The organism is Burkholderia metallica (genome assembly GCF_001718555.1).
Taxonomy (GTDB): domain Bacteria; phylum Pseudomonadota; class Gammaproteobacteria; order Burkholderiales; family Burkholderiaceae; genus Burkholderia; species Burkholderia metallica.
In genome coordinates this window covers 463,022-481,031 of the sequence record NZ_CP013401.1, presented here as the reverse complement: position 1 = coordinate 481,031, position 18,010 = coordinate 463,022, and the positions used below count along the sequence as shown (strand labels likewise).

19 protein-coding genes are annotated in these 18,010 nt (G+C 67.1%); 10 read left to right on the top strand and 9 right to left on the bottom strand.

Going from position 1 to position 18,010, the window contains the following annotated elements; genetic code table 11:
* Positions 1-41: 41 nt before the first annotated feature.
* From WJ16_RS02180 to WJ16_RS02165, 4 genes are read right to left on the bottom strand one after another with little or no spacing between them, the layout of a single operon-like run.
* Complete coding sequence (locus WJ16_RS02180; protein WP_069255643.1) at positions 42-665, bottom strand: HAD-IA family hydrolase; 624 nt, start codon at positions 663-665, stop codon at positions 42-44.
* Entirely contained in the window at positions 662-1,213 is a 552-nt protein-coding gene (locus WJ16_RS02175) for a cysteine hydrolase family protein (protein WP_069255642.1), read from the bottom strand. The genes WJ16_RS02180 and WJ16_RS02175 overlap by 4 nt, the downstream gene beginning before the upstream one ends.
* A 55-nt stretch (positions 1,214-1,268) precedes the next feature.
* Positions 1,269-3,083, bottom strand: coding sequence for an aminopeptidase P family protein (locus tag WJ16_RS02170; protein ID WP_069255641.1), 1,815 nt, complete (start codon positions 3,081-3,083; stop codon positions 1,269-1,271).
* Positions 3,084-3,101: 18 nt separating this feature from the next.
* The gene (locus WJ16_RS02165; RefSeq protein ID WP_069255640.1) at positions 3,102-3,356 is read right to left on the bottom strand and encodes a DUF1129 domain-containing protein; all 255 of its coding nucleotides are present in this window, start codon (positions 3,354-3,356) and stop codon (positions 3,102-3,104) included.
* Between the two features lie 171 nt (positions 3,357-3,527).
* Between WJ16_RS02165 and WJ16_RS02160 the strand changes: the two genes are divergently transcribed.
* The 7 genes from WJ16_RS02160 (at position 3,528) to WJ16_RS02130 (ending at position 9,626) form a co-directional block, all read left to right on the top strand.
* A complete protein-coding gene (locus tag WJ16_RS02160; protein WP_069255639.1) occupies positions 3,528-4,289 on the top strand; it encodes a response regulator transcription factor in 762 nt (253 codons plus the stop codon).
* A 26-nt stretch (positions 4,290-4,315) separates the two neighbouring features.
* Positions 4,316-5,614: a glutamyl-tRNA reductase gene (gene hemA, locus WJ16_RS02155; protein ID WP_069255638.1), complete on the top strand. Its 1,299-nt coding sequence runs from the start codon at positions 4,316-4,318 to the stop codon at positions 5,612-5,614.
* Positions 5,615-5,699: 85 nt separating this feature from the next.
* On the top strand, positions 5,700-6,782 hold the full coding sequence (prfA, locus tag WJ16_RS02150) for a peptide chain release factor 1 (protein ID WP_069255637.1): 1,083 nt from the start codon (positions 5,700-5,702) through the stop codon (positions 6,780-6,782).
* A 7-nt stretch (positions 6,783-6,789) separates the two neighbouring features.
* Positions 6,790-7,632: a peptide chain release factor N(5)-glutamine methyltransferase gene (prmC, locus tag WJ16_RS02145; RefSeq protein WP_069257927.1), complete on the top strand. Its 843-nt coding sequence runs from the start codon at positions 6,790-6,792 to the stop codon at positions 7,630-7,632.
* Between the two features lie 67 nt (positions 7,633-7,699).
* Positions 7,700-8,011, top strand: coding sequence for a Grx4 family monothiol glutaredoxin (gene grxD / locus WJ16_RS02140; RefSeq protein WP_006477066.1), 312 nt, complete (start codon positions 7,700-7,702; stop codon positions 8,009-8,011).
* Between the two features lie 16 nt (positions 8,012-8,027).
* A complete protein-coding gene (locus WJ16_RS02135; protein WP_069255636.1) occupies positions 8,028-8,624 on the top strand; it encodes a UbiX family flavin prenyltransferase in 597 nt (198 codons plus the stop codon).
* A 210-nt stretch (positions 8,625-8,834) separates the two neighbouring features.
* A complete protein-coding gene (locus WJ16_RS02130; protein WP_069255635.1) occupies positions 8,835-9,626 on the top strand; it encodes a DODA-type extradiol aromatic ring-opening family dioxygenase in 792 nt (263 codons plus the stop codon).
* 110 nt (positions 9,627-9,736) lie between these two features.
* Here WJ16_RS02130 and WJ16_RS02125 read toward each other — a convergent pair whose 3' ends face one another.
* Positions 9,737-11,335, bottom strand: coding sequence for an APC family permease (locus WJ16_RS02125; RefSeq protein WP_069255634.1), 1,599 nt, complete (start codon positions 11,333-11,335; stop codon positions 9,737-9,739).
* A 420-nt stretch (positions 11,336-11,755) separates the two neighbouring features.
* On the opposite strand from WJ16_RS02125, the gene WJ16_RS02120 reads away from it, so the two are divergent.
* Entirely contained in the window at positions 11,756-11,959 is a 204-nt protein-coding gene (locus tag WJ16_RS02120) for a cold-shock protein (protein ID WP_006477070.1), read from the top strand.
* A gap of 99 nt (positions 11,960-12,058) precedes the next feature.
* Here WJ16_RS02120 and WJ16_RS02115 read toward each other — a convergent pair whose 3' ends face one another.
* The 3 genes from WJ16_RS02115 to WJ16_RS02105 form a co-directional block, all read right to left on the bottom strand.
* Entirely contained in the window at positions 12,059-13,309 is a 1,251-nt protein-coding gene (locus tag WJ16_RS02115) for an Hsp70 family protein (protein WP_069255633.1), read from the bottom strand.
* A 187-nt stretch (positions 13,310-13,496) separates the two neighbouring features.
* A complete protein-coding gene (locus WJ16_RS02110) occupies positions 13,497-14,102 on the bottom strand; it encodes a nitroreductase family protein (protein ID WP_069255632.1) in 606 nt (201 codons plus the stop codon).
* 168 nt (positions 14,103-14,270) lie between these two features.
* Entirely contained in the window at positions 14,271-15,554 is a 1,284-nt protein-coding gene (locus WJ16_RS02105; RefSeq protein WP_069255631.1) for an MFS transporter, read from the bottom strand.
* A gap of 216 nt (positions 15,555-15,770) precedes the next feature.
* Here WJ16_RS02105 and WJ16_RS02100 point away from each other — a divergent pair, with 216 nt between their 5' ends.
* Both WJ16_RS02100 and WJ16_RS02095 read left to right on the top strand, forming a co-directional pair.
* Positions 15,771-16,391 carry a TetR/AcrR family transcriptional regulator gene (locus tag WJ16_RS02100; protein WP_069255630.1) on the top strand — a complete coding sequence of 207 codons (621 nt, stop codon included), beginning with the start codon at positions 15,771-15,773 and terminating at the stop codon, positions 16,389-16,391.
* Between the two features lie 55 nt (positions 16,392-16,446).
* Positions 16,447-17,019, top strand: coding sequence for a DUF1415 domain-containing protein (locus WJ16_RS02095; RefSeq protein ID WP_069255629.1), 573 nt, complete (start codon positions 16,447-16,449; stop codon positions 17,017-17,019).
* A gap of 24 nt (positions 17,020-17,043) precedes the next feature.
* Here WJ16_RS02095 and WJ16_RS02090 read toward each other — a convergent pair whose 3' ends face one another.
* Complete coding sequence (locus WJ16_RS02090) at positions 17,044-17,931, bottom strand: class I SAM-dependent methyltransferase (protein WP_069255628.1); 888 nt, start codon at positions 17,929-17,931, stop codon at positions 17,044-17,046.
* Positions 17,932-18,010: the final 79 nt, after the last annotated feature.

The window sequence follows — 18,010 nt, the reverse complement described above, 5'->3', positions numbered from 1 at the left end:
GTCCGCTTTTTTTATCCGATCTCCGGCTGCCCGCCCGCCGCTTACGCGAGCGCGCCCAGTTCGCGCAGCCGCGCCTCGGTCGCGGCCGCACTCGTGTGATGAATGCCGTGCCAGCCGAGCGCCGTCGCGGCCGCGGCGTTCTTCGCGTTGTCGTCGATGAACACGAGTTCGTGCGGCGCGATGCCCGGCAGGTGCGGCACGATCCGCGCGTGCATCTCGTGGTAGATCGCCGGATCGGGTTTCACGAGTTTCACCCGGCCCGACACGACGATTTCCGTGAAACGCCGCAGCACCGGGAAGTTGTCCCATGCATACGGAAACGTCTGCGCGGACCAGTTCGTCAGCCCGAACAACGGCATCCCCTGCGCGTGGAGCCGGTCGACGAGCGCCGCGCCTTCGTCGAGCACGCCGCCGATCATCTCGTGCCAGCGCGCGTAGAACGCACGAATCAGCACCTCGTGCTCGGGGAACATCGCGACGCGTTCGGCCGTGCCTTCGTCGATCGTCTGCCCGCCATCCTGGCGCACCACCCAGTCCATCCCGCACACGTGCGTGAGGAACCAGCGGCGCTGCGCGTCGTCGGGAATCAGTTTCCGGTAAAGGTACTCGGGACTCCAGTCGATCAGCACGCCGCCGAAATCGAACACCACGGCCTTGATCGTCATGCGAACTCCGTCGCGAGCACGTCGGCGAGCGGGCGCGGCGTCACCGCATTGCCCGACAGCGAGTTGTTTTCCCAGATGAAGTGGTGATGCGCGACGATCTGCGCCGCCGACAGGTGCGTGCGCTCGTTCGTCGTGTGCAGATCGGACACGACAGTCGTCCGGTAGCCGAGCAGCGCCGCACGGCGCGCGGCCGAATCGACGCAGAACTCGGTCGCATAACCGCAGATCAGCACCGAACGAATTCCGTGACCGTCGAGCTGCGCGGCGAGCGGTGTGTCGTGAAACGAGTCGCTCACCTGCTTGCGCACGCGCCAGTCGTCGCGCCCGACCACCAGCTCCGCATGCAGCTCCCAGCCCGGCGTGCCGGGAACGACGTCGTCGTCCGCATCGCCGTCGTGCTGCACAAAGCAGACGGGCGCGTTCGCCGCGCGCGCCGCCGCGGTCAGCCGGTTGATGCCCGCCACGACATGATCGAGCCGGTAAGCAGGCCGCGCCCGCTGCACCAGCCCGCGCTGCATGTCGACCACGATCACTGCGGTGTCCGCCATGGTTTGCCCTCGGTTGTGTCGTTCGGCCGTCGGCCGGCCGTTATCGCAAGGTGCGTCAGATCGGCTGCGTGCGCGCGTCGAGCCACGCTTTCGCGTCGCCGCTCAGGTGCCGGCCGACGCGCTCGCGCACCGTCGCGTGATAGGTGTTCAGCCACGCGCGCTCGTCGTCGTGCAGCATCTCGATCAGCACGCAGCGCGTATCGATCGGACACAGCGTCAGCGTCTCGAACGCGAGGAAATCGCCGAATTCCGTCTGCCCCGCCGCCCGGTTCACGACCAGGTTCTCGATCCGGATGCCCCACTGGCCGGGGCGATACACGCCCGGTTCGATCGACGTGATCATCCCCTCTTCCATCGCCGTGTACGGCTCGGCCGGCGCGTAGTGCGAGATGACCTGCGGGCCTTCGTGCACGTTCAGGAAGTAGCCGACGCCATGCCCGGTGCCGTGGCCGTAGTCGAGCCCGGCCGCCCACATCGGCGCGCGCGCGATCGCGTCGAGCATCGGCGAGCGGATGCCGCGCGGAAAGCGGGCGCGCGACAGCGCCATCATCGATTTCAGCACGATCGTGAAGTCGCGCCGCTGCAGGTCGCTGACCGTGCCGACCGGCACGACCCGCGTGATGTCGGTCGTGCCGGTGACATACTGGCCGCCCGAATCGATCAGCAGCAGCCCGTCGCCGGCGATCGTCGCGTGCGATTCGCGCGTCGCGTGGTAGTGCGGCATCGCGCCGTTCGCGTTGAACCCGGCGATCGTCGCGAAGCTCGCCGACACGTAGCCGGGGCGCCGCGCACGCGCGGCCGTGAGTTTTTCCTCGATCGTCAGCTCGGTGATCGTCTCGCGGTTCACCGACTGCTCGAACCACGCGAAGAATTCCGCGAGCGCGGCGCCGTCGTGCTCCATCGTCACGCGCACGTGCTCGATCTCGGTGGCCGTCTTGCGCGACTTCGCGAACGTCGACGGATTCACGGCCTCGACGAGCTTCACGCCGGCCGGCACCGCTTCGAGCGTGCCGAACGTCACGCGGCGCGGATCGATCAGCAGCGTCGCGCCGTCGGGCAGCGCCGCGAGCGACGCGCGCGCGGCGTCGTAGGCGCGCACCTCGACGCCATCCTTCGCGAGCGAGGCGGCCAGCGCCGGCGACACCTTGCCGTCGGCGACGAACAGCGTCGCGCGATCGACGCCGATCATTGCGTGCGCAACGAACACGGGATTGAAGTTGACGTCCGCGCCGCGCAGGTTGAACAGCCACGCGAGGTCGTCGAGCGTCGACACGAAATGCCACTGCGCGCCCTGCGCCTGCATCGCGCGGCGCACGTCGGCCAGCTTGCTCGCGCGCGTCGTGTCGGCCTGCGGCGCCGCGTGCTCGAACACCGCGTCGCCGGGCAGCCCCGGCCGCTCGGGCCAGATCGCGTCGAGCAGGTCGAGGTCGGTGCGCAGCGCGATGCCGCGCGCGGACAGCGCGCCCGTCAGCCCGCGCGCGGCCGCGACGCCGAGCACCGCGCCGTCGACGCCGACCGTCGCGCCCGCCGGCACGTTCTGCGCGAGCCAGTCGACGTGCGGGGCGCTCTGCTGCCCGCCCGTCATCTTCATCAGTTGCACGCCGGTGCCGGCCAGTTCGGCATCGGCCTGCACCCAGTAGCGGCTGTCGACCCACAGCCCCGCGAAATCCGCGGTCACGACCAGCGTGCCGACCGAGCCCGTGAAGCCGGACAGCCAGCGGCGGGCCTGCCAGCGCTCCGGCAGATACTCGGACAGATGGGGATCGGCGGACGGCACGAGATAGGCGGCCAGGTCCTCGCGGGCCATGGCGCCACGCAGCAGCGCGAGACGGGCCGGCACCGGCGAGACTTCGGGAAGACGGGCATTCATGATTTCACCTGAGAGCATTCAGCGACGGGCCGACAGCGCCACCGTCACGGCTACGACGAGGAACGCGACGCCGGTGCAGACCGGCCATTCGAGCGTCTCGCCATCGTAAAACAGTCCGGAGAGATTGCCGGCCATGCGGGCCGCAGCCGCGCCGACGATGCCGGCGAGCACCGCGATCCACCACGCCGGCCGGCCCGTGCGCCGCATCGGATGCAGCCATCGGCCGAACAGCCCGACGGCCGCTCCCAGGACAAGGATTCCAAACCAGTTCATTCGACGCCTTCTATAAATTCAGATTCGTCCCATAGGCGTGAACGTTGCCAGCGGCTAGCATCGATTCATTCATCGAACCCGGAACCAGCCGGATGCCGCGAACTTTCGAGTGTAGGGGCCGACTCGACGTTATGGCAAGCGCGCACCGGTTGCCGTACTGAAGAAATTCCCATGCGAATTGCTCTGATCGATCCGGACGCGCGGCACGCCGCGCTCCTGAACCGCCTGCTCTTTGCGGGCGGCCATGTGTGCCACGCGTTTGCGTCCAGCACCGCGTTCTTCGAGTGGCTCGCCACCCATACCTGCGACATGCTGATCACCGGGCACTGGGCGGGCGACCGGTCGGCCGAGGAAATCATTCCGTGCGCCCAGGCGGTGCTGCCCGGGCTGCCGGCCATCGCCGTGATGCAGTTGCCGCGCGAAAGCGAAATCGTATCGTGCCTGCACGCGGGCGCCGACGATTGCGTCGTGCGCCCCGTGAGCGGGCCCGAGCTGCTCGCACGCGTGAACGCGCTGAGCCGGCGCGCCGGCGTGCGCCGGGCCCCCACCCGCTCGCGCGAAATGTATGGCGACTACGCGTTCGACGCCACGCACTGCCTCGTTCGTTTCGGCGACGCAATCGTTTCACTGACGCCGAAAGAGTTCCGTTTCGCGCAGTTGCTGTTCACGAACCTGTCGCGGCCGGTGTCGCGCGCCCATATCCTCGAAACGGTGTGGGCACGCCGCCGCGACATGAAGTCGCGCACGCTCGACACCCACGCGTCCCGGCTGCGCAGCAAATTGCAACTGCTTCCGGAGCGCGGCTACCGGCTCCTGCCGCTCTACGGCTTCGGCTATCAACTCGACCGCGTGCCGATCGAGCCCCCAAATTCACGGCCCCGGCACGCCGATGCCCGGTATGCGTCGGGTGAGGAAATCGTTGAAACGCTATAATATGGGGCTAAACGATAGCCCTCGATATGCAACTCCTCACGATCGGAATCAATCACCACACTGCGCCTGTCGCCCTGCGCGAACGCGTGGCGTTTCCGCTCGAGCAGATCAAGCCGGCTCTCGTCACGTTCAAGAACGTGTTTCTCGGCCCCCAGGCGCCCACTACGCCCGAAGCGGCAATCCTTTCCACCTGCAACCGCACCGAACTGTATTGCGCGACGGATGATCGCGCGGCGCGCGAAGGCGCGGTGCGCTGGCTGTCGGAGTATCACCGGATTCCGGTCGACGAACTCGCGCCGCACGTCTATGCGCTGCCGCAGTCGGAAGCGGTCCGGCACGCATTTCGCGTGGCATCCGGCCTCGATTCGATGGTGCTCGGCGAAACCCAGATTCTGGGCCAGATGAAGGATGCGGTGCGCACCGCGACGGAAGCCGGCGCGCTCGGCACGTATCTGAACCAGCTGTTCCAGCGCACGTTCGCGGTCGCGAAGGAAGTGCGCGGCACGACCGAGATCGGCACACAATCGGTGTCGATGGCCGCTGCCGCCGTGCGTCTCGCGCAACGGATCTTCGAAAAAGTGGCCGATCAGCGCGTGCTGTTCATCGGCGCGGGCGAGATGATCGAGCTGTGCGCGACGCATTTCGCCGCGCAAGGGCCGCGCGAACTCGTCGTCGCGAACCGCACGGCCGAACGCGGCCAGCGGCTCGCCGAGCGCTTCAACGGTCGCGCGATGCCGCTCTCGGATCTGCCGACCCACATGCACGAGTTCGACATCATCGTGTCGTGCACCGCGTCGACGCTGCCGATCATCGGCCTCGGCGCGGTCGAACGCGCGGTGAAGGCGCGCCGCCACCGGCCGATCTTCATGGTCGACCTCGCGGTGCCGCGCGACATCGAGCACGAAGTCGGCAAGCTGAAGGACGTGTTCCTTTATACCGTCGACGATCTCGGCGCGATCGTGCGCGAAGGCAACGCATCGCGCCAGGCCGCGGTCGCGCAGGCCGAAGCGATCATCGAGACGCGCGTGCAGAATTTCATGCAATGGCTCGACACGCGCAGCGTCGTGCCGGTGATCCGCCACATGCATACGCAGGCCGACGCGCTGCGTCGCGCCGAAGTCGACAAGGCGCTGAAGCTGCTCGCGCGCGGCGACGATCCGGCCGCCGTGCTCGAAGCGCTGTCGCAGGCGCTGACCAACAAGCTGATCCACGGCCCGACGAGCGCGCTCAATCGCGTGAACGGCGCCGATCGCGATTCGCTGATCGACCTGATGCGCGGCTTCTACCAGCACGCCCCGCGCTCGAACGACCAGTCCGGCCACTAGCGCCGGCCGATCTCGCCCTGCCGCCGGCCGCGCGCCGGCCTATCCTTTCCGAATACCCCTTTGCCCGGGAGCGCCGCTCCACACCATGAAGACGAGCATGCAACGCAAGCTCGACCAGCTGTCCACACGGCTGGCCGAACTGAACGACCTGCTGAGCCGCGAAAACGTCACGGCCGACCTCGACCAGTACCGCAAGCTGACGCGTGAACATGCGGAACTCGGCCCGGTGGTCGAACAGTACGCGCTGTGGCGCCAGTCGCGCAGCGACGAGACGGCCGCGCAGGAGTTGCTCGGCGATCCGTCGATGCGCGACTTCGCGGAAGACGAAATCCGCAGCGCGCGCGAGCGCATGGCCCGCCTCGAAACCGAGCTGCAGAAGATGCTGCTGCCGAAGGATCCGAACGACGACCGCAACATCTTCGTCGAAATCCGCGCGGGCACCGGCGGCGACGAGTCGGCGCTGTTCGCGGGCGACCTGCTGCGCATGTACCTGCGCTTCGCGGAACGCCAGCGCTGGCAGGTCGAAATGATGTCGGAGAGCGCGTCGGATCTCGGCGGCTACAAGGAAGTGATCGTGCGGATCGCGGGCCAGGGCGCGTATTCGCGCCTGAAGTTCGAATCGGGCGGCCATCGCGTGCAGCGCGTTCCCGCCACCGAAACGCAGGGGCGCATCCACACGTCCGCGTGCACGGTGGCCGTGATGCCGGAAGCCGACGAGATCGGCGAGATCGAGATCAATCCGGCCGACCTGCGGATCGACACGTTCCGCGCATCCGGCGCGGGCGGCCAGCACATCAACAAGACCGATTCGGCGGTGCGGGTGACGCACATCCCGACCGGGATCGTCGTCGAGTGCCAGGACGATCGTTCACAGCACAAGAACAAGGATCGCGCGCTGAAGGTGCTCGCCGCGCGCATCAAGGACAAGCAGTATCACGAGCAGCACGCGAAGGAAGCCGCGACGCGCAAGAGCCTGATCGGCTCCGGCGACCGCTCGGAACGGATCCGCACGTACAACTTTCCGCAGGGCCGGATGACCGACCACCGGATCAACCTGACGCTGTACCGGCTCGAGGCGATCATGGACGGCGACCTCGACGAACTGATCCGCGCGCTGGTCAGCGAACATCAGGCCGAGCTGCTCGCGTCGCTCGGCGATGCCGACTGAGGCCGCGATGCCCGACACCACCGCGGACGAACTGCTGCGCGCGTCTTCGCTCGACGCGATCGATGCGCGCGTCTTGCTCGCGCACGCACTCGGCTGGACCCGCACGCAACTGATCACGCGTGGCGACGCGCCGCTCGATGCGGCCGCGGTCGAACGCTACCGCGCGCTCGAGGCGCGCCGCGTGGCAGGCGAGCCGGTCGCGCAACTCGTCGGGATGCGCGAATTCTTCGGGCGGACGTTCGACGTGACGCCGGACGTACTGATCCCGCGCCCCGAAACCGAACTGCTCGTCGAAACCGCGCTCGACGCGATCGACGGGCTGCCGCATCCGGCCGTGCTCGATCTCGGCACGGGCAGCGGCGCGATCGCCGTCTCCATCGCCGCCGAGCGGCCCGACGCCCGCGTGTGGGCGCTCGACCGTTCGCCGGCCGCGCTCGCGGTCGCCCAACGCAACGCCGGCAAACTGCTCGACGCGCGCCGCCCCGGCGGCCCGCTGCACTGGCTAGAGAGCGACTGGTACGCGGCGCTCGATCCGGCACTCGCGTTCGACACGATCGTCAGCAACCCGCCGTACATCGCGCAGCACGATCCGCACCTCGAACAGGGCGACCTGCGTTTCGAGCCACGCGGCGCACTCACCGACGATGCCGACGGCCTCAGCGCGATCCGGACGATCGTCGCGGGCGCCGGCACCTATCTGAAACCGGGCGGCACGCTCTGGATCGAGCACGGCTTCGACCAGGCCGAGGCCGTGCGCGCCGTGCTCGCGTCGCACGGCTTCGTCGCGGTCGAATCGCTCGCCGATCTGGCCGCGATCGAACGCACGACGGGCGGCCGCCTGCCGGGCTGATGCCCGGCCCGCCCGGTTGAAATCCGCTATCATTTCGATCTAACGCCCCGCTAAAGCAAGGTCAGTCATGGACACCCAACAACGTATCAAGCAAATCGTCGACGAAAACCAGGTCGTGCTCTTCATGAAGGGCAACGCGCAATTCCCGATGTGCGGCTTTTCGGGCCGCGCCGTCCAGGTGCTGAAAGCCTGCGGCGTCGACCAGTTCAAGACGGTCAACGTGCTCGAGGACGACGAAATCCGCCAGGGCATCAAGGCTTTCTCGAACTGGCCGACCATCCCGCAGCTGTACGTGAAGGGCGAATTCATCGGCGGCTCGGACATCATGATGGAGATGTACCAGTCGGGCGAACTGCAGCAACTGTTCGCCGCCGCGTAATACGCTCCCCCTTTCGATGGCCTCTCCCAGCGCGCCGCCACGCCGGCTGATCGTTGCGATCACCGGCGCCACCGGCGCCATCTACGGCGTGCGGCTGCTCGACCTGCTGCGCGCCGCCGGCGGCGTCGAAACGCATCTGCTGATTTCGAACGCCGGCTGGCTCAATATCCAGCACGAACTGAAGCTGTCGAAGGCCGATGTCGAAAGCCGTGCGGACGTCGTGCATTCGGTGCGCGACGTCGGCGCGACGATCGCGTCAGGCTCGTTCGCCACCGACGGGATGGTGATCGCGCCCTGCTCGATGAAGACGCTCGCGAGCGTCGCGCACGGGCTGTCCGACAACCTGATCACGCGCGCGGCCGACGTCACGTTGAAGGAGCGCCGCCGCCTCGTGCTGATGGTGCGCGAAACGCCGTTCAACCTCGCGCATCTGCGCAACATGACGGCCGTCACCGAAATGGGCGGCATCGTCTTCCCGCCGCTGCCCGCGTTCTACGCGATGCCGAAGACGATCGACGAACTCGTCGACCAGACGGTCACGCGCGTGCTCGACCTGTTCACGCTCAACGCACCGCTGACGACGCCGTGGGCCGGCATCCGGCACGCTCAATAAGCCCGCGCCTGCAGATCCGTTCTTTGCGCATCTTCGCCGATTTCCACTGAAATTCGTTCAACGCGATGAATGCGGCGCCCGCTTGCCGTGGAATGCGGCCCGCCGCCCCGATTATCAACGAACAGGCGTCAATCAAATTCCGGAGCGTGGATTTATCAATCCCCGGTGTGCGCCTATAGTCGACGGCATATCCCTTTGCAGGCCACCACCATGAACCGCTTGCCTTCGCTCTACCTGTCCCACGGCGCGCCGACGCTGCCGATCGACCCGACGCTGCCGTCCGGCGCGTTCACGCATCTCGGCGCCGAATTGCCGCGCCCGCGCGCGGTGCTGATGCTGTCCGCCCACTGGGGCACGCAACGCCCCGTCGCCAGCATCGCCGCGCACCCGGACACGATCCACGATTTCTACGGCTTTCCGCAGGCGCTGTACGACATCCGCTACCCGGCGCCCGGCGCGCCCGACGTCGCCGAGCGCGCGGCCGGGCTGCTGAACGCGGCCGGCATCGCGACCGCGACGACCGAGCACGGCCTCGATCACGGTGCGTGGGTGCCGATGCTGCTGATGTTCCCGGAAGCCGACGTGCCCGTCGCGCAGCTGTCGATTCAGCCGCGCGCGGATGCTGCCCACCACTTCGCGCTCGGCCGCGCGCTGCGACCGCTGCGCGACGAAGGCGTGATGGTGATCGGTTCGGGCCAGATCACGCACAACCTGCGTGCCGCCGATTTCGGCGCGGCACCGGAGGATGCGGACCCGCGCGTCGCGGCATTCACCGACTGGTTCGAGGAGAAGCTGGCCGCGCGCGACGTCGATGCGCTGCTCGACTACCGCCGGCAGGCGCCGCATGCGGCGCTGATGCATCCGACCGACGAGCATCTGCTGCCGGTGTTCACGGCGCTCGGCGCGGCGGACGACGACTACCAGCTCGGCATCCAGTCGCTCGGCACGTACCAGCGCGTGCTCGCGATGACGAACTACGTGTTCGCGAGCGCGGCCGCCTGAACGTCGCGCGGCAACCGTCGACCGTCAAAAAAAAGCCCGCCCGAGCATCGCTCGGGCGGGCTTTTGTCCGCTGCTTGCTGCCGCCGCCGAATCCGGCGGCAGGTCACGCGTCAGGCACCGATCCCTTCGAGGATCTCGTCGTGCGATTCGCGCTCGTCGAGATACTGGGTCCGGTAGCCGGTATTCACGCCCCAGAAGTAGAACACCAGCGCGATCGCCGCGACGACCAGCATGTCCCAGCCGTACGGCAGCACGCCATGGCCGCCGAATTCCTTGCTGCCGATCAGCGACAGCACGGCCATCGTCGGCAGGTACGCGACCAGCCACCAGGCGGCCTTCAGGTCGGCACCCCAGCCGGTCCAGCCCGCCTTCGCCTGGAAGTAGAAGTACACCGGCAGCGCGACGATCATCAGCAGAATGATCTCGCCCGTCAGCGGCCACTTCGCCCAGTACAGGATCAGCGATGCGCAGACGAACGCGAACGGCGCGATCAGCTTCATCAGCGGAATCGACAGCGGACGCTCGATGTCGGTTGCCGCGCGGCGCAGCGCCATCAGGCTGATCGGGCCGGTCAGGTACGAAATCACCGTCGCGACCGAGATCACCGCCGCGAGCGAGCTCCAGCCGCGGAAGAAGAACAGGAAGATGAACGAGACCAGCAGGTTGAACCACATCGCCTGGCGCGGCACGCCGTAGAGCGGGTGCACGTTGCCGAACATCTTCGGCATCGTGTTGTTGCGCTCCATCGCGTAGATCATGCGGGTGGTGGTCGCCATGTAGGTCGTGCCGGTGCCGCTCGGGCTGACGAACGCGTCGACGTACAGCAGGATCGCGAGCCAGTTCAGGTTCAGCGCGATCGCCAGTTCGGCGAACGGCGACTTGAAGTTGAAGTGCTCCCAGCCCAGCGCGACGTCGGCCGGATTCACCGAGCCGATGTAGGCCATCTGCAGCAGCACGTAGATCACGAGTGCGAGCAGGATCGACGTGATCACCGCGAACGGCACGCTGCGCGACGGGTCGCGCGCTTCGCCCGCGAGGTTCACCGGGCTCTGGAAGCCGTTGAACGCGAACACGATGCCGCTCGTCGCGACCGCGGTCAGCACCGCCGACCAGCCGTACGGCGCAAAGCTCGAATTGGAGGCGGTGCCGAGGTTTTCCGGATGGAAGCTCGTCAGCATCAGGCCGAGGATCGTGAGGCCGGGGATCAGGAACTTGAAGATCGTGATCGTGGTATTCGCCCGGGCAAACGCCTTCACGCCCCAGTAGTTCAGCATGAAGTAGATGACGACCAGCACGGCCGACAGCAGCAGCCCGGGTACCGTCAGCTCGCCGTTCACGAACAGCGCGTGCGCCCATGGATACGGCCACGTGCTCATGTACTGGATCGACGCTTCCGCCTCGATCGGGATCACGGATACGATCGCGATCCAGTTCGCCCATGCACTGATGAAGCCGACCAGCGAACCGTGCGAGTAGCGCGCGTAGCGCACCATGCCGCCCGACTCGGGGAACATCGCACCCAGTTCCGCGTACGTCAGCGCAATCGCGAGAATCACGACGGCGCCGATGATCCATGCGCAGATCGCCGCCGGACCGGCGATCTTCGCGGCCTTCCAGGCGCCGAACAGCCAGCCCGAGCCGATAATCGAACCCAGCCCCGTCAGCATCAATGCAAACGGGCCGATGTTCCGTTGAATAGAACTCTTCACATCCTCTCCTGTGTCTCAAAAAGCAAGGTCGGTTCGCGGTCCGGGATCGGCTCGAACTGCACCGCGCATGCAATTTTGGGGGGGCGGGTCACCCGATCGGGGCAACCCTTCCGCGCGGCGCGTAGTTTAACGGTTGCACCTGAAACATGGCGCCAAAATCGATCGACCCCTACAAAAAATTCGCGCCGTTTGCAAGCTTTGTAAACCTGATATCCGCAATAACCCTGAGTGAACGGAAATACGGTTGACCACGCGAGTGAGAAGTCGTATAAAGGACTTCGCAGGATTTCAAGTGGCGAGTGAATTGGTTCTTTCGTAGTTCGCCCATCAACGGTACTCCGGTTGGTCCTATTACCCCTTCCTTGATTTTCCGCACCCCATGGGCCTCGGCCCCGTTTTATCTTTTTAGGAACAAGTAACATGGCAACCGGTACCGTCAAGTGGTTCAATGACGCAAAGGGCTTCGGCTTCATCACCCCGGAAGGCGGCGGCGACGATCTGTTCGCGCACTTCTCGGAAATCCGCGTCGAAGGCTTCAAGACGCTGCAAGAAAACCAGAAGGTTGAATTCGAAGTGAAGACGGGCCCGAAGGGTCTGCAAGCTGCGAACATCCGTCCGGTCTAAGCTTGGCGCGATAATTCGTGTAAAAAAGCCCCGCTTCGGCGGGGCTTTTTGTTTTTCGGCGCCGGCCAACCGGCAGCGCGGCCTTTCAGCCACCCGCTTTCAACCGAACAAGCGCTGCGCGTGAATGCCGAGGCCCGTCGCGACACTTGCGAGGCGGTCGCCGAATACCGGCTGCGCATCCGGGAACGCACCCGCGAGCGCGCCCGACAGGAACGCGAGCCCCGTCGAGCCGCCGGTGAAATACAGTGCGCCGACGTCGCGCGGCGCCACGCCCGCGAGCCGCACCGTCTCGCGCGCGGCGTCGACGATGCGCGCGGTGTCGTCGCGGCTCGCGTCGACGAGGCGATCGGCATCGAACGCGATCTGCAGATCCTCTTCCACGTCGTTCAGGTCGATCACCGTCTCCCCGCCCGCCGCGACGCCGATCTTCGCTTCTTCCGCACGCGCCATCAGCGCGTGCCCGAGCCGCTGCTCGACCACGCTCGTGAGCCGGTCGTATTGCTGCACGTCCCGGTACAGGTGCTTCATCAGCTTCAGTTCGCCGAGCCGCTTCGGCGTGTAGACCGTATTGATCAGGTGCCACGTGGCGAGATCGAAGTAGATCTTGTTGGGCAGCTCGCGCCCTTCAGGGTCGAGCGAGCGGTAGCCGAATGCGGGCAGGATCGCTGCCAGCTCGACACGCCGGTCGTAGTCGGTGCCCGCGACATGCACGCCGTGGTGGGCCAGCACGTCGTCCTTGCGCTCGAGCCGCGCCATTCGCTCCGGCCCGACGCGCACCAGCGAGAAGTCGGACGTACCGCCGCCGATGTCGGCGACGAGCACGAGACGCTCCGCCTGCTGGCGCGATTCGTAGTCGAACGCGGCCGCGATCGGTTCGTACTGGAAGTGGACGTCCGCGAAGCCGACCGACCGCGCGGCGGCTTCGAGCTGATTCTGTGCGAGACGGTCGGCGCGCGGATCATCGTCGACGAAGAACACCGGCCGGCCGAGCACCGCACAGCCGATCGGCGCACCCGCGCGGGCTTCGGCCTTGCGCTTCAGGTGCGTCAGGAAGCGCGCGATGATTTCGGTGTACGCGATTGCGCTGCCGTCGCCGAGATCGGTCGTCGTTTCCGCGAGCGGCGAGCCGAGAATGCTCTTCATCGAGCGCATCAGCCGGCCGTCGAAACCGTCGATGTAGGAAGCCAGCGCCGCGCGGCCGTATTCGACCGTCTCTTCGTCGTTGTTGAAAAAGATCGCAGTGGGCAGCGTCAGATGGTCGCCCTCGACGGGCGCGAGGCGCATGCCGTCGCCGTCGGGCAGCGCCACGGCGGAATTGGACGTGCCGAAATCGATCGCGCAGTAAGTCATGGGAAGTTGCCGCAGCAGGGCCGGCGCGAAAACGGAAAGGACGGGCTTTTTAACATGAAGCCCGCGCGATCACAACCGGGGCCGGCCGCCGGTGCCGCGCATCGGGCTCCGGCGGCCGCGGCGCACGGCCTGACGCGCCGGGAGACTGGCTGGCGGGACGCGCGATGCAGCCCGCCCGCCGGGAAAATCAGGCAGCCGCGTCGAAACCCTTCTTCCACGCGCCCGCATACACGACCTCGCCGATCGCATGGCGCGTGCGCGGGGCTTTTTCGCGATCCCGCAGCACCGGATCGAGCTTGTCGACGTTGCCGTAGTGGCCGAGCGAGATGATCGACAGGATCGCAACATCGGCGGGGATCGCGAACGTGTCGCGGAACGCGTTCGCGTCGAAGCCGCTCATCTGATGGGCGGCCAGGCCCAGCGCGTGCGCCTGCAGCACCAGCGACATCGCGGCGGCGCCCGCATCGTACAGCGCGGTCGGCGCCGGCTCGCCCTTCGGCGTGAGCGTGTGCGCCGTCACCGCGATCAGCACGGGCGCCGGCGCATTCCAGCCCTGGTTGAACGGCACCAGCGTCGCAAATGCGCGCTTGAACGCGTCTTCGTCCTGCGTGCGGTCGAATACGACGAAGCGCCACGGCTGCGCGTTGTAGGCGGACGGCGCCCAGCGCGCGGCTTCGAGCACCGCGTGCAAATCGGCCGCGCTGACGGGTTCATCCGAATACGCGCGCGGGCTCCAGCGGCCCGCGATCAGTTCGTGAATCGAAACAGTGGTAGGTGCAGGTTTGACGGACATGCGGTTCCTCTCTGACATCGATGAAGGGGCGCGAACGCCTGGCAAACCGCAAGCATACCCGCTTGAGCCGATGCGCGCCCGCTCCTGCCGCGCTATGCAAATCTGCGGACGTGCAATGCCCGGCAGGCCGCCGCCCGGGCGGCCTGCCGGGCGGCCGGACGCGCACCGTCAGGCCGCCTGCGCGGCCGCGCTCGACGGGCCGCGGTTGATCCGCAGCACGATCAGCGCGCCGACGATGCACAAGCCGCCCGAAATCATCGACGCGATCGTATAGGTGCCGAGGCTCGCGCGCAGCAGCCCCGCGCCGAGCGCCGCGAACGCCGCGCCGAGCTGGTGGCCGGCGACGATCCAGCCGAACACGACCGGCGCCGCGGCCTTGCCGAACACATCGGTCGCGAGCCGCACGGTCGGCGGCACGGTCGCGATCCAGTCGAGCCCGTAGAACATCGCGAACAGCGGCAGCCCGAAGAAGTCGATCCCGAACGCGTGCGGCAGGTAGATCAGCGACAGCCCGCGCAGCCCGTAGTACCAGAACAGCAGCACGCGGTTGTCGTAACGGTCGGACAGCCAGCCCGACAGCGTCGTGCCGAACAGGTCGAACACGCCCATCGCCGCGAGCAGCGACGCGCCCTGCACTTCCGTCATCCCGTAGTCGCTGCACATCGCGATCAGGTGCGTGCCGACATAACCGTTGGTGCTCGCGCCGCAGATGAAGAAGCTGAAGAACAACAGCCAGAAATCGCGCGAACGGCTCGCCGTCAGCAGCGTGCGGAACGCGACCGCGAGCGGGTTCTCCTTCGTCGACTCGGGCGCGGGCGGCGCATCGGCGGGCTCGCCGTACGGGCGCAGCTGCACGTCGGCAGGCCGTTCGGGCAACAGCAACGCGACGAGCGGAATCACGATCGCGGCCGCCAGCGCGACGACCAGCACGACCGGCCGCCAGCCGTGACGCTGCGCGATCGCGGCGAGCATCGGCAGGAACACGAGCTGGCCGGTGGCCGTGCTCGCGGTCAGGATCCCCATCACGAGGCCGCGACGCGCATGGAACCAGCGCGTGACGAACGTCGCGGACAGCGTCAGCGCGACGACGCCCGTCGAGCAGCCGACCATCAAGCCCCAGATCACGACCATCTGCCAGCTCTGCGTCATCATCGACGACAGCGCGACACCCGCGCCCATCGTCACGAGCGCGGTGAGTATCGTCGGGCGCAGCCCGAAGCGCTGCATCGCGGCGGCCGCGAACGGGCCCGTCAGGCCGTACAGCGCGATGTTCACCGAGATGGCCAGTGAAATCGCCGCGCGACTCCAGCCGAGCTCGCGTTCGAGCGGCACCATCAGCACGCTCGGCGTCGCGCGCGTGCCGGCCGCTGCCAGCAGGATCAGGAATACCACCGCCGCCGCGAGCCATCCATAGTGGAAGCGCCCGCCGATTCGTGTCACCGCCCAGTTCATCTTCGCGTTCTCCAGTTGGCGGCCGACGCACCTGCGCCCCCGCTCCGCCCCACCCAGGCCACCTCCGCCGCACGCTGCATCGGCTGACCCGGGCCGACGCTTGGCATTCGTCTGTCGATCCGGACGGCATTGTTACCGACCGGTCACAAGTGTGTTGCGATCGTAGTGACCAATCGGTAACATGTCAAGCAATTCACCATGCAGTCGAGGGTCATCATGTCGGGCATCGAGATCGCCAAACCGCCGGCGCGCCGCACGCGCCGGCCGATCGACGGCGCCACCGCGCAGGAGCACCTGCTGCGCGCCGCCGAAGAGTTGTTTTACCGGGAAGGCGTTCGCACGGTGGGCGTCGAGGCGGTCGTGGAGCGGGCGGGCGTCAACAAGATGAGCCTGTATCGCCAGTTCTCGTCGAAGGACGAACTGATCCTCGCGTATCTGGAACGGATGGATGCGTGTTTCTTCGAGCGCTTCGACACGAGCGTCGCCAAGCATCCGGGCCAGCCGAAAGCGCAACTGATCCAGTATTTCGTCGATCTCGCCGAGCGCGCGACGCAGAAGGATTACCGCGGCTGCCCGTTCGTCAATGTCGCCGCCGAATTCCCGGATGCGTCGCACCCGGCGCGCGAACGCGTCGCGCAGAACAAGGAACAATTGATGAAGCGGCTCGGCGCGTTGGCCGAAGCGGCCGGCGCGCGGCAGCCGCAGGCGCTCGCCGACTCGCTCGCGCTGGTGATCGAAGGCATCTACGCGGCGAGCCAGACCTATCGGCACGGCGAAACGCCGATCGGCATCGCCCCCGCGCTCGTCACGCAACTGATCGAGAGCGCGTGCGCGTGACGGCGCGCCCGCTACAATGCGGCCCTCGCCGCCCTGGCCCCCGACTGGTTTCACGATGACCGACACCCGCCCCGAATCGCACGACGACATCCTCGCCGCCACGCGGCACTGGCTCGCGCGCGCGGTGATCGGGCTCAATCTGTGCCCGTTCGCGAAGAGCGTCTACGTGAAGGAACAGGTGCGCTACGCGATCAGTGAAGCGACGACGCTGGAAGACGCGCTCGCCGACCTCGAAACGGAGCTGCGCGCGCTCGACGCGGCCGATCCGCAGCAGGTCGACACGACGCTCGTGATCTTCCCGCATGCGTTCGCCGATTTCATCGACTACAACGATGCGCTGTTTTTTGCCGACCGGCTGGTGCGGCAACTGCGGCTGGACGGCGTGCTGCAGATCGCGAGCTTTCATCCGCACTACCGGTTCGAAGGCAGCGAACCCGACGACATCGAGAATTACACGAATCGCGCGCCGTACCCGATCCTGCATCTGCTGCGCGAGGACAGCATCGCGCGCGCGGTCGACGCGTTCCCCGACGCGTCCGCGATCTACGAAAGGAATCAGGAAACGCTGCGCCGCCTCGGCCACGACGGCTGGCGCGAATGGATGCGCCGGCCGGGCGACGACGTCTGACGCGGCGCGCCGGCCGCCCGCGCGTCAGCCTGCGGCCGGCTCCGCGACCTCGCCGCCCGCCGCCGCTTGCGGCACGAAGAAGCGCTCGTTCAGCTCCGCGAGCCCGAACATCCCGAGGATCTCGTTCAACCGCTCGCCGGGTCGCCGGCGCGGCAGGTTCTTGTACTGCGCGATGATCAGCTCGTTCTTCATCGAATGCTCCCAGCCGACCAGCTCGGTCACGCTGACCTGGTAGCCGTGCGCTTCGAGCTGCAGGCAGCGCAGCACGTTGGTGATCTGGCTGCCGAATTCGCGCGTGTGCAGCGGATGCCGCCACACTTCCGTCAATGCGTTCGCGAGCGACTTGCCCTTGTTTCTGCGCAGCACGCCCGCGACTTCGGCCTGACAGCACGGCACCAGCACGATGTGCTGCGCGCGTTTCGCGAGCGCGAAGCGGATCGCGTCGTCGGTCGCCGTGTCGCACGCATGCAGCGCGGTGACGACGTCGACGGTTTCAGGCAGTTGAGGCGACGTGATCGAATCGGCCACCGACAGGTTCAGGAACGACATGCCGCCGAACCCGAGCCGCGCGGCGAGCTCGGCCGACCGCGTGACGAGCTCCTCGCGGGTCTCGATGCCATACACGTGCGACGCGAACGCCGGCGTACCGTGACCCGGCTGCTGCTTGAAGAACAGGTCGTACAGGATGAAGCCGAGATACGACTTGCCGGCGCCGTGATCGACGAGCGTCACGCGGCCTTTGTCGGCCTGCACGCCGGCTAGCAGCGGCTCGATGAACTGGAACAGGTGATAGACCTGCTTCAGCTTGCGGCGGCTGTCCTGGTTCAGCTTCCCGTCGCGGGTCAGGATGTGCAGTTCCTTCAGCAGCTCGACGGACTGCTCCGGGCGGATTTCGTGGGTCTTGTTGGACATCGTGAAGCGACGCCGGGCCACGGTCGGTCGACCACGGCCCGGCGGCGGAAATTCGTGAGGAATGGCGACAGTTTACCGA

Coding starts and splice junctions, on each gene's coding strand:
- WJ16_RS02180 (WP_069255643.1), bottom strand. CDS start 665: ATGACGATCAAGGCCGTGGTGTTCGATTTCGGCGGCGTGCTGATCGAC.
- WJ16_RS02175 (WP_069255642.1), bottom strand. CDS start 1,213: ATGGCGGACACCGCAGTGATCGTGGTCGACATGCAGCGCGGGCTGGTG.
- WJ16_RS02170 (WP_069255641.1), bottom strand. CDS start 3,083: ATGAATGCCCGTCTTCCCGAAGTCTCGCCGGTGCCGGCCCGTCTCGCG.
- WJ16_RS02165 (WP_069255640.1), bottom strand. CDS start 3,356: ATGAACTGGTTTGGAATCCTTGTCCTGGGAGCGGCCGTCGGGCTGTTC.
- WJ16_RS02160 (WP_069255639.1), top strand. CDS start 3,528: ATGCGAATTGCTCTGATCGATCCGGACGCGCGGCACGCCGCGCTCCTG.
- hemA (WP_069255638.1), top strand. CDS start 4,316: ATGCAACTCCTCACGATCGGAATCAATCACCACACTGCGCCTGTCGCC.
- prfA (WP_069255637.1), top strand. CDS start 5,700: ATGAAGACGAGCATGCAACGCAAGCTCGACCAGCTGTCCACACGGCTG.
- prmC (WP_069257927.1), top strand. CDS start 6,790: ATGCCCGACACCACCGCGGACGAACTGCTGCGCGCGTCTTCGCTCGAC.
- grxD (WP_006477066.1), top strand. CDS start 7,700: ATGGACACCCAACAACGTATCAAGCAAATCGTCGACGAAAACCAGGTC.
- WJ16_RS02135 (WP_069255636.1), top strand. CDS start 8,028: ATGGCCTCTCCCAGCGCGCCGCCACGCCGGCTGATCGTTGCGATCACC.
- WJ16_RS02130 (WP_069255635.1), top strand. CDS start 8,835: ATGAACCGCTTGCCTTCGCTCTACCTGTCCCACGGCGCGCCGACGCTG.
- WJ16_RS02120 (WP_006477070.1), top strand. CDS start 11,756: ATGGCAACCGGTACCGTCAAGTGGTTCAATGACGCAAAGGGCTTCGGC.
- WJ16_RS02115 (WP_069255633.1), bottom strand. CDS start 13,309: ATGACTTACTGCGCGATCGATTTCGGCACGTCCAATTCCGCCGTGGCG.
- WJ16_RS02110 (WP_069255632.1), bottom strand. CDS start 14,102: ATGTCCGTCAAACCTGCACCTACCACTGTTTCGATTCACGAACTGATC.
- WJ16_RS02105 (WP_069255631.1), bottom strand. CDS start 15,554: ATGAACTGGGCGGTGACACGAATCGGCGGGCGCTTCCACTATGGATGG.
- WJ16_RS02100 (WP_069255630.1), top strand. CDS start 15,771: ATGTCGGGCATCGAGATCGCCAAACCGCCGGCGCGCCGCACGCGCCGG.
- WJ16_RS02095 (WP_069255629.1), top strand. CDS start 16,447: ATGACCGACACCCGCCCCGAATCGCACGACGACATCCTCGCCGCCACG.
- WJ16_RS02090 (WP_069255628.1), bottom strand. CDS start 17,931: ATGTCCAACAAGACCCACGAAATCCGCCCGGAGCAGTCCGTCGAGCTG.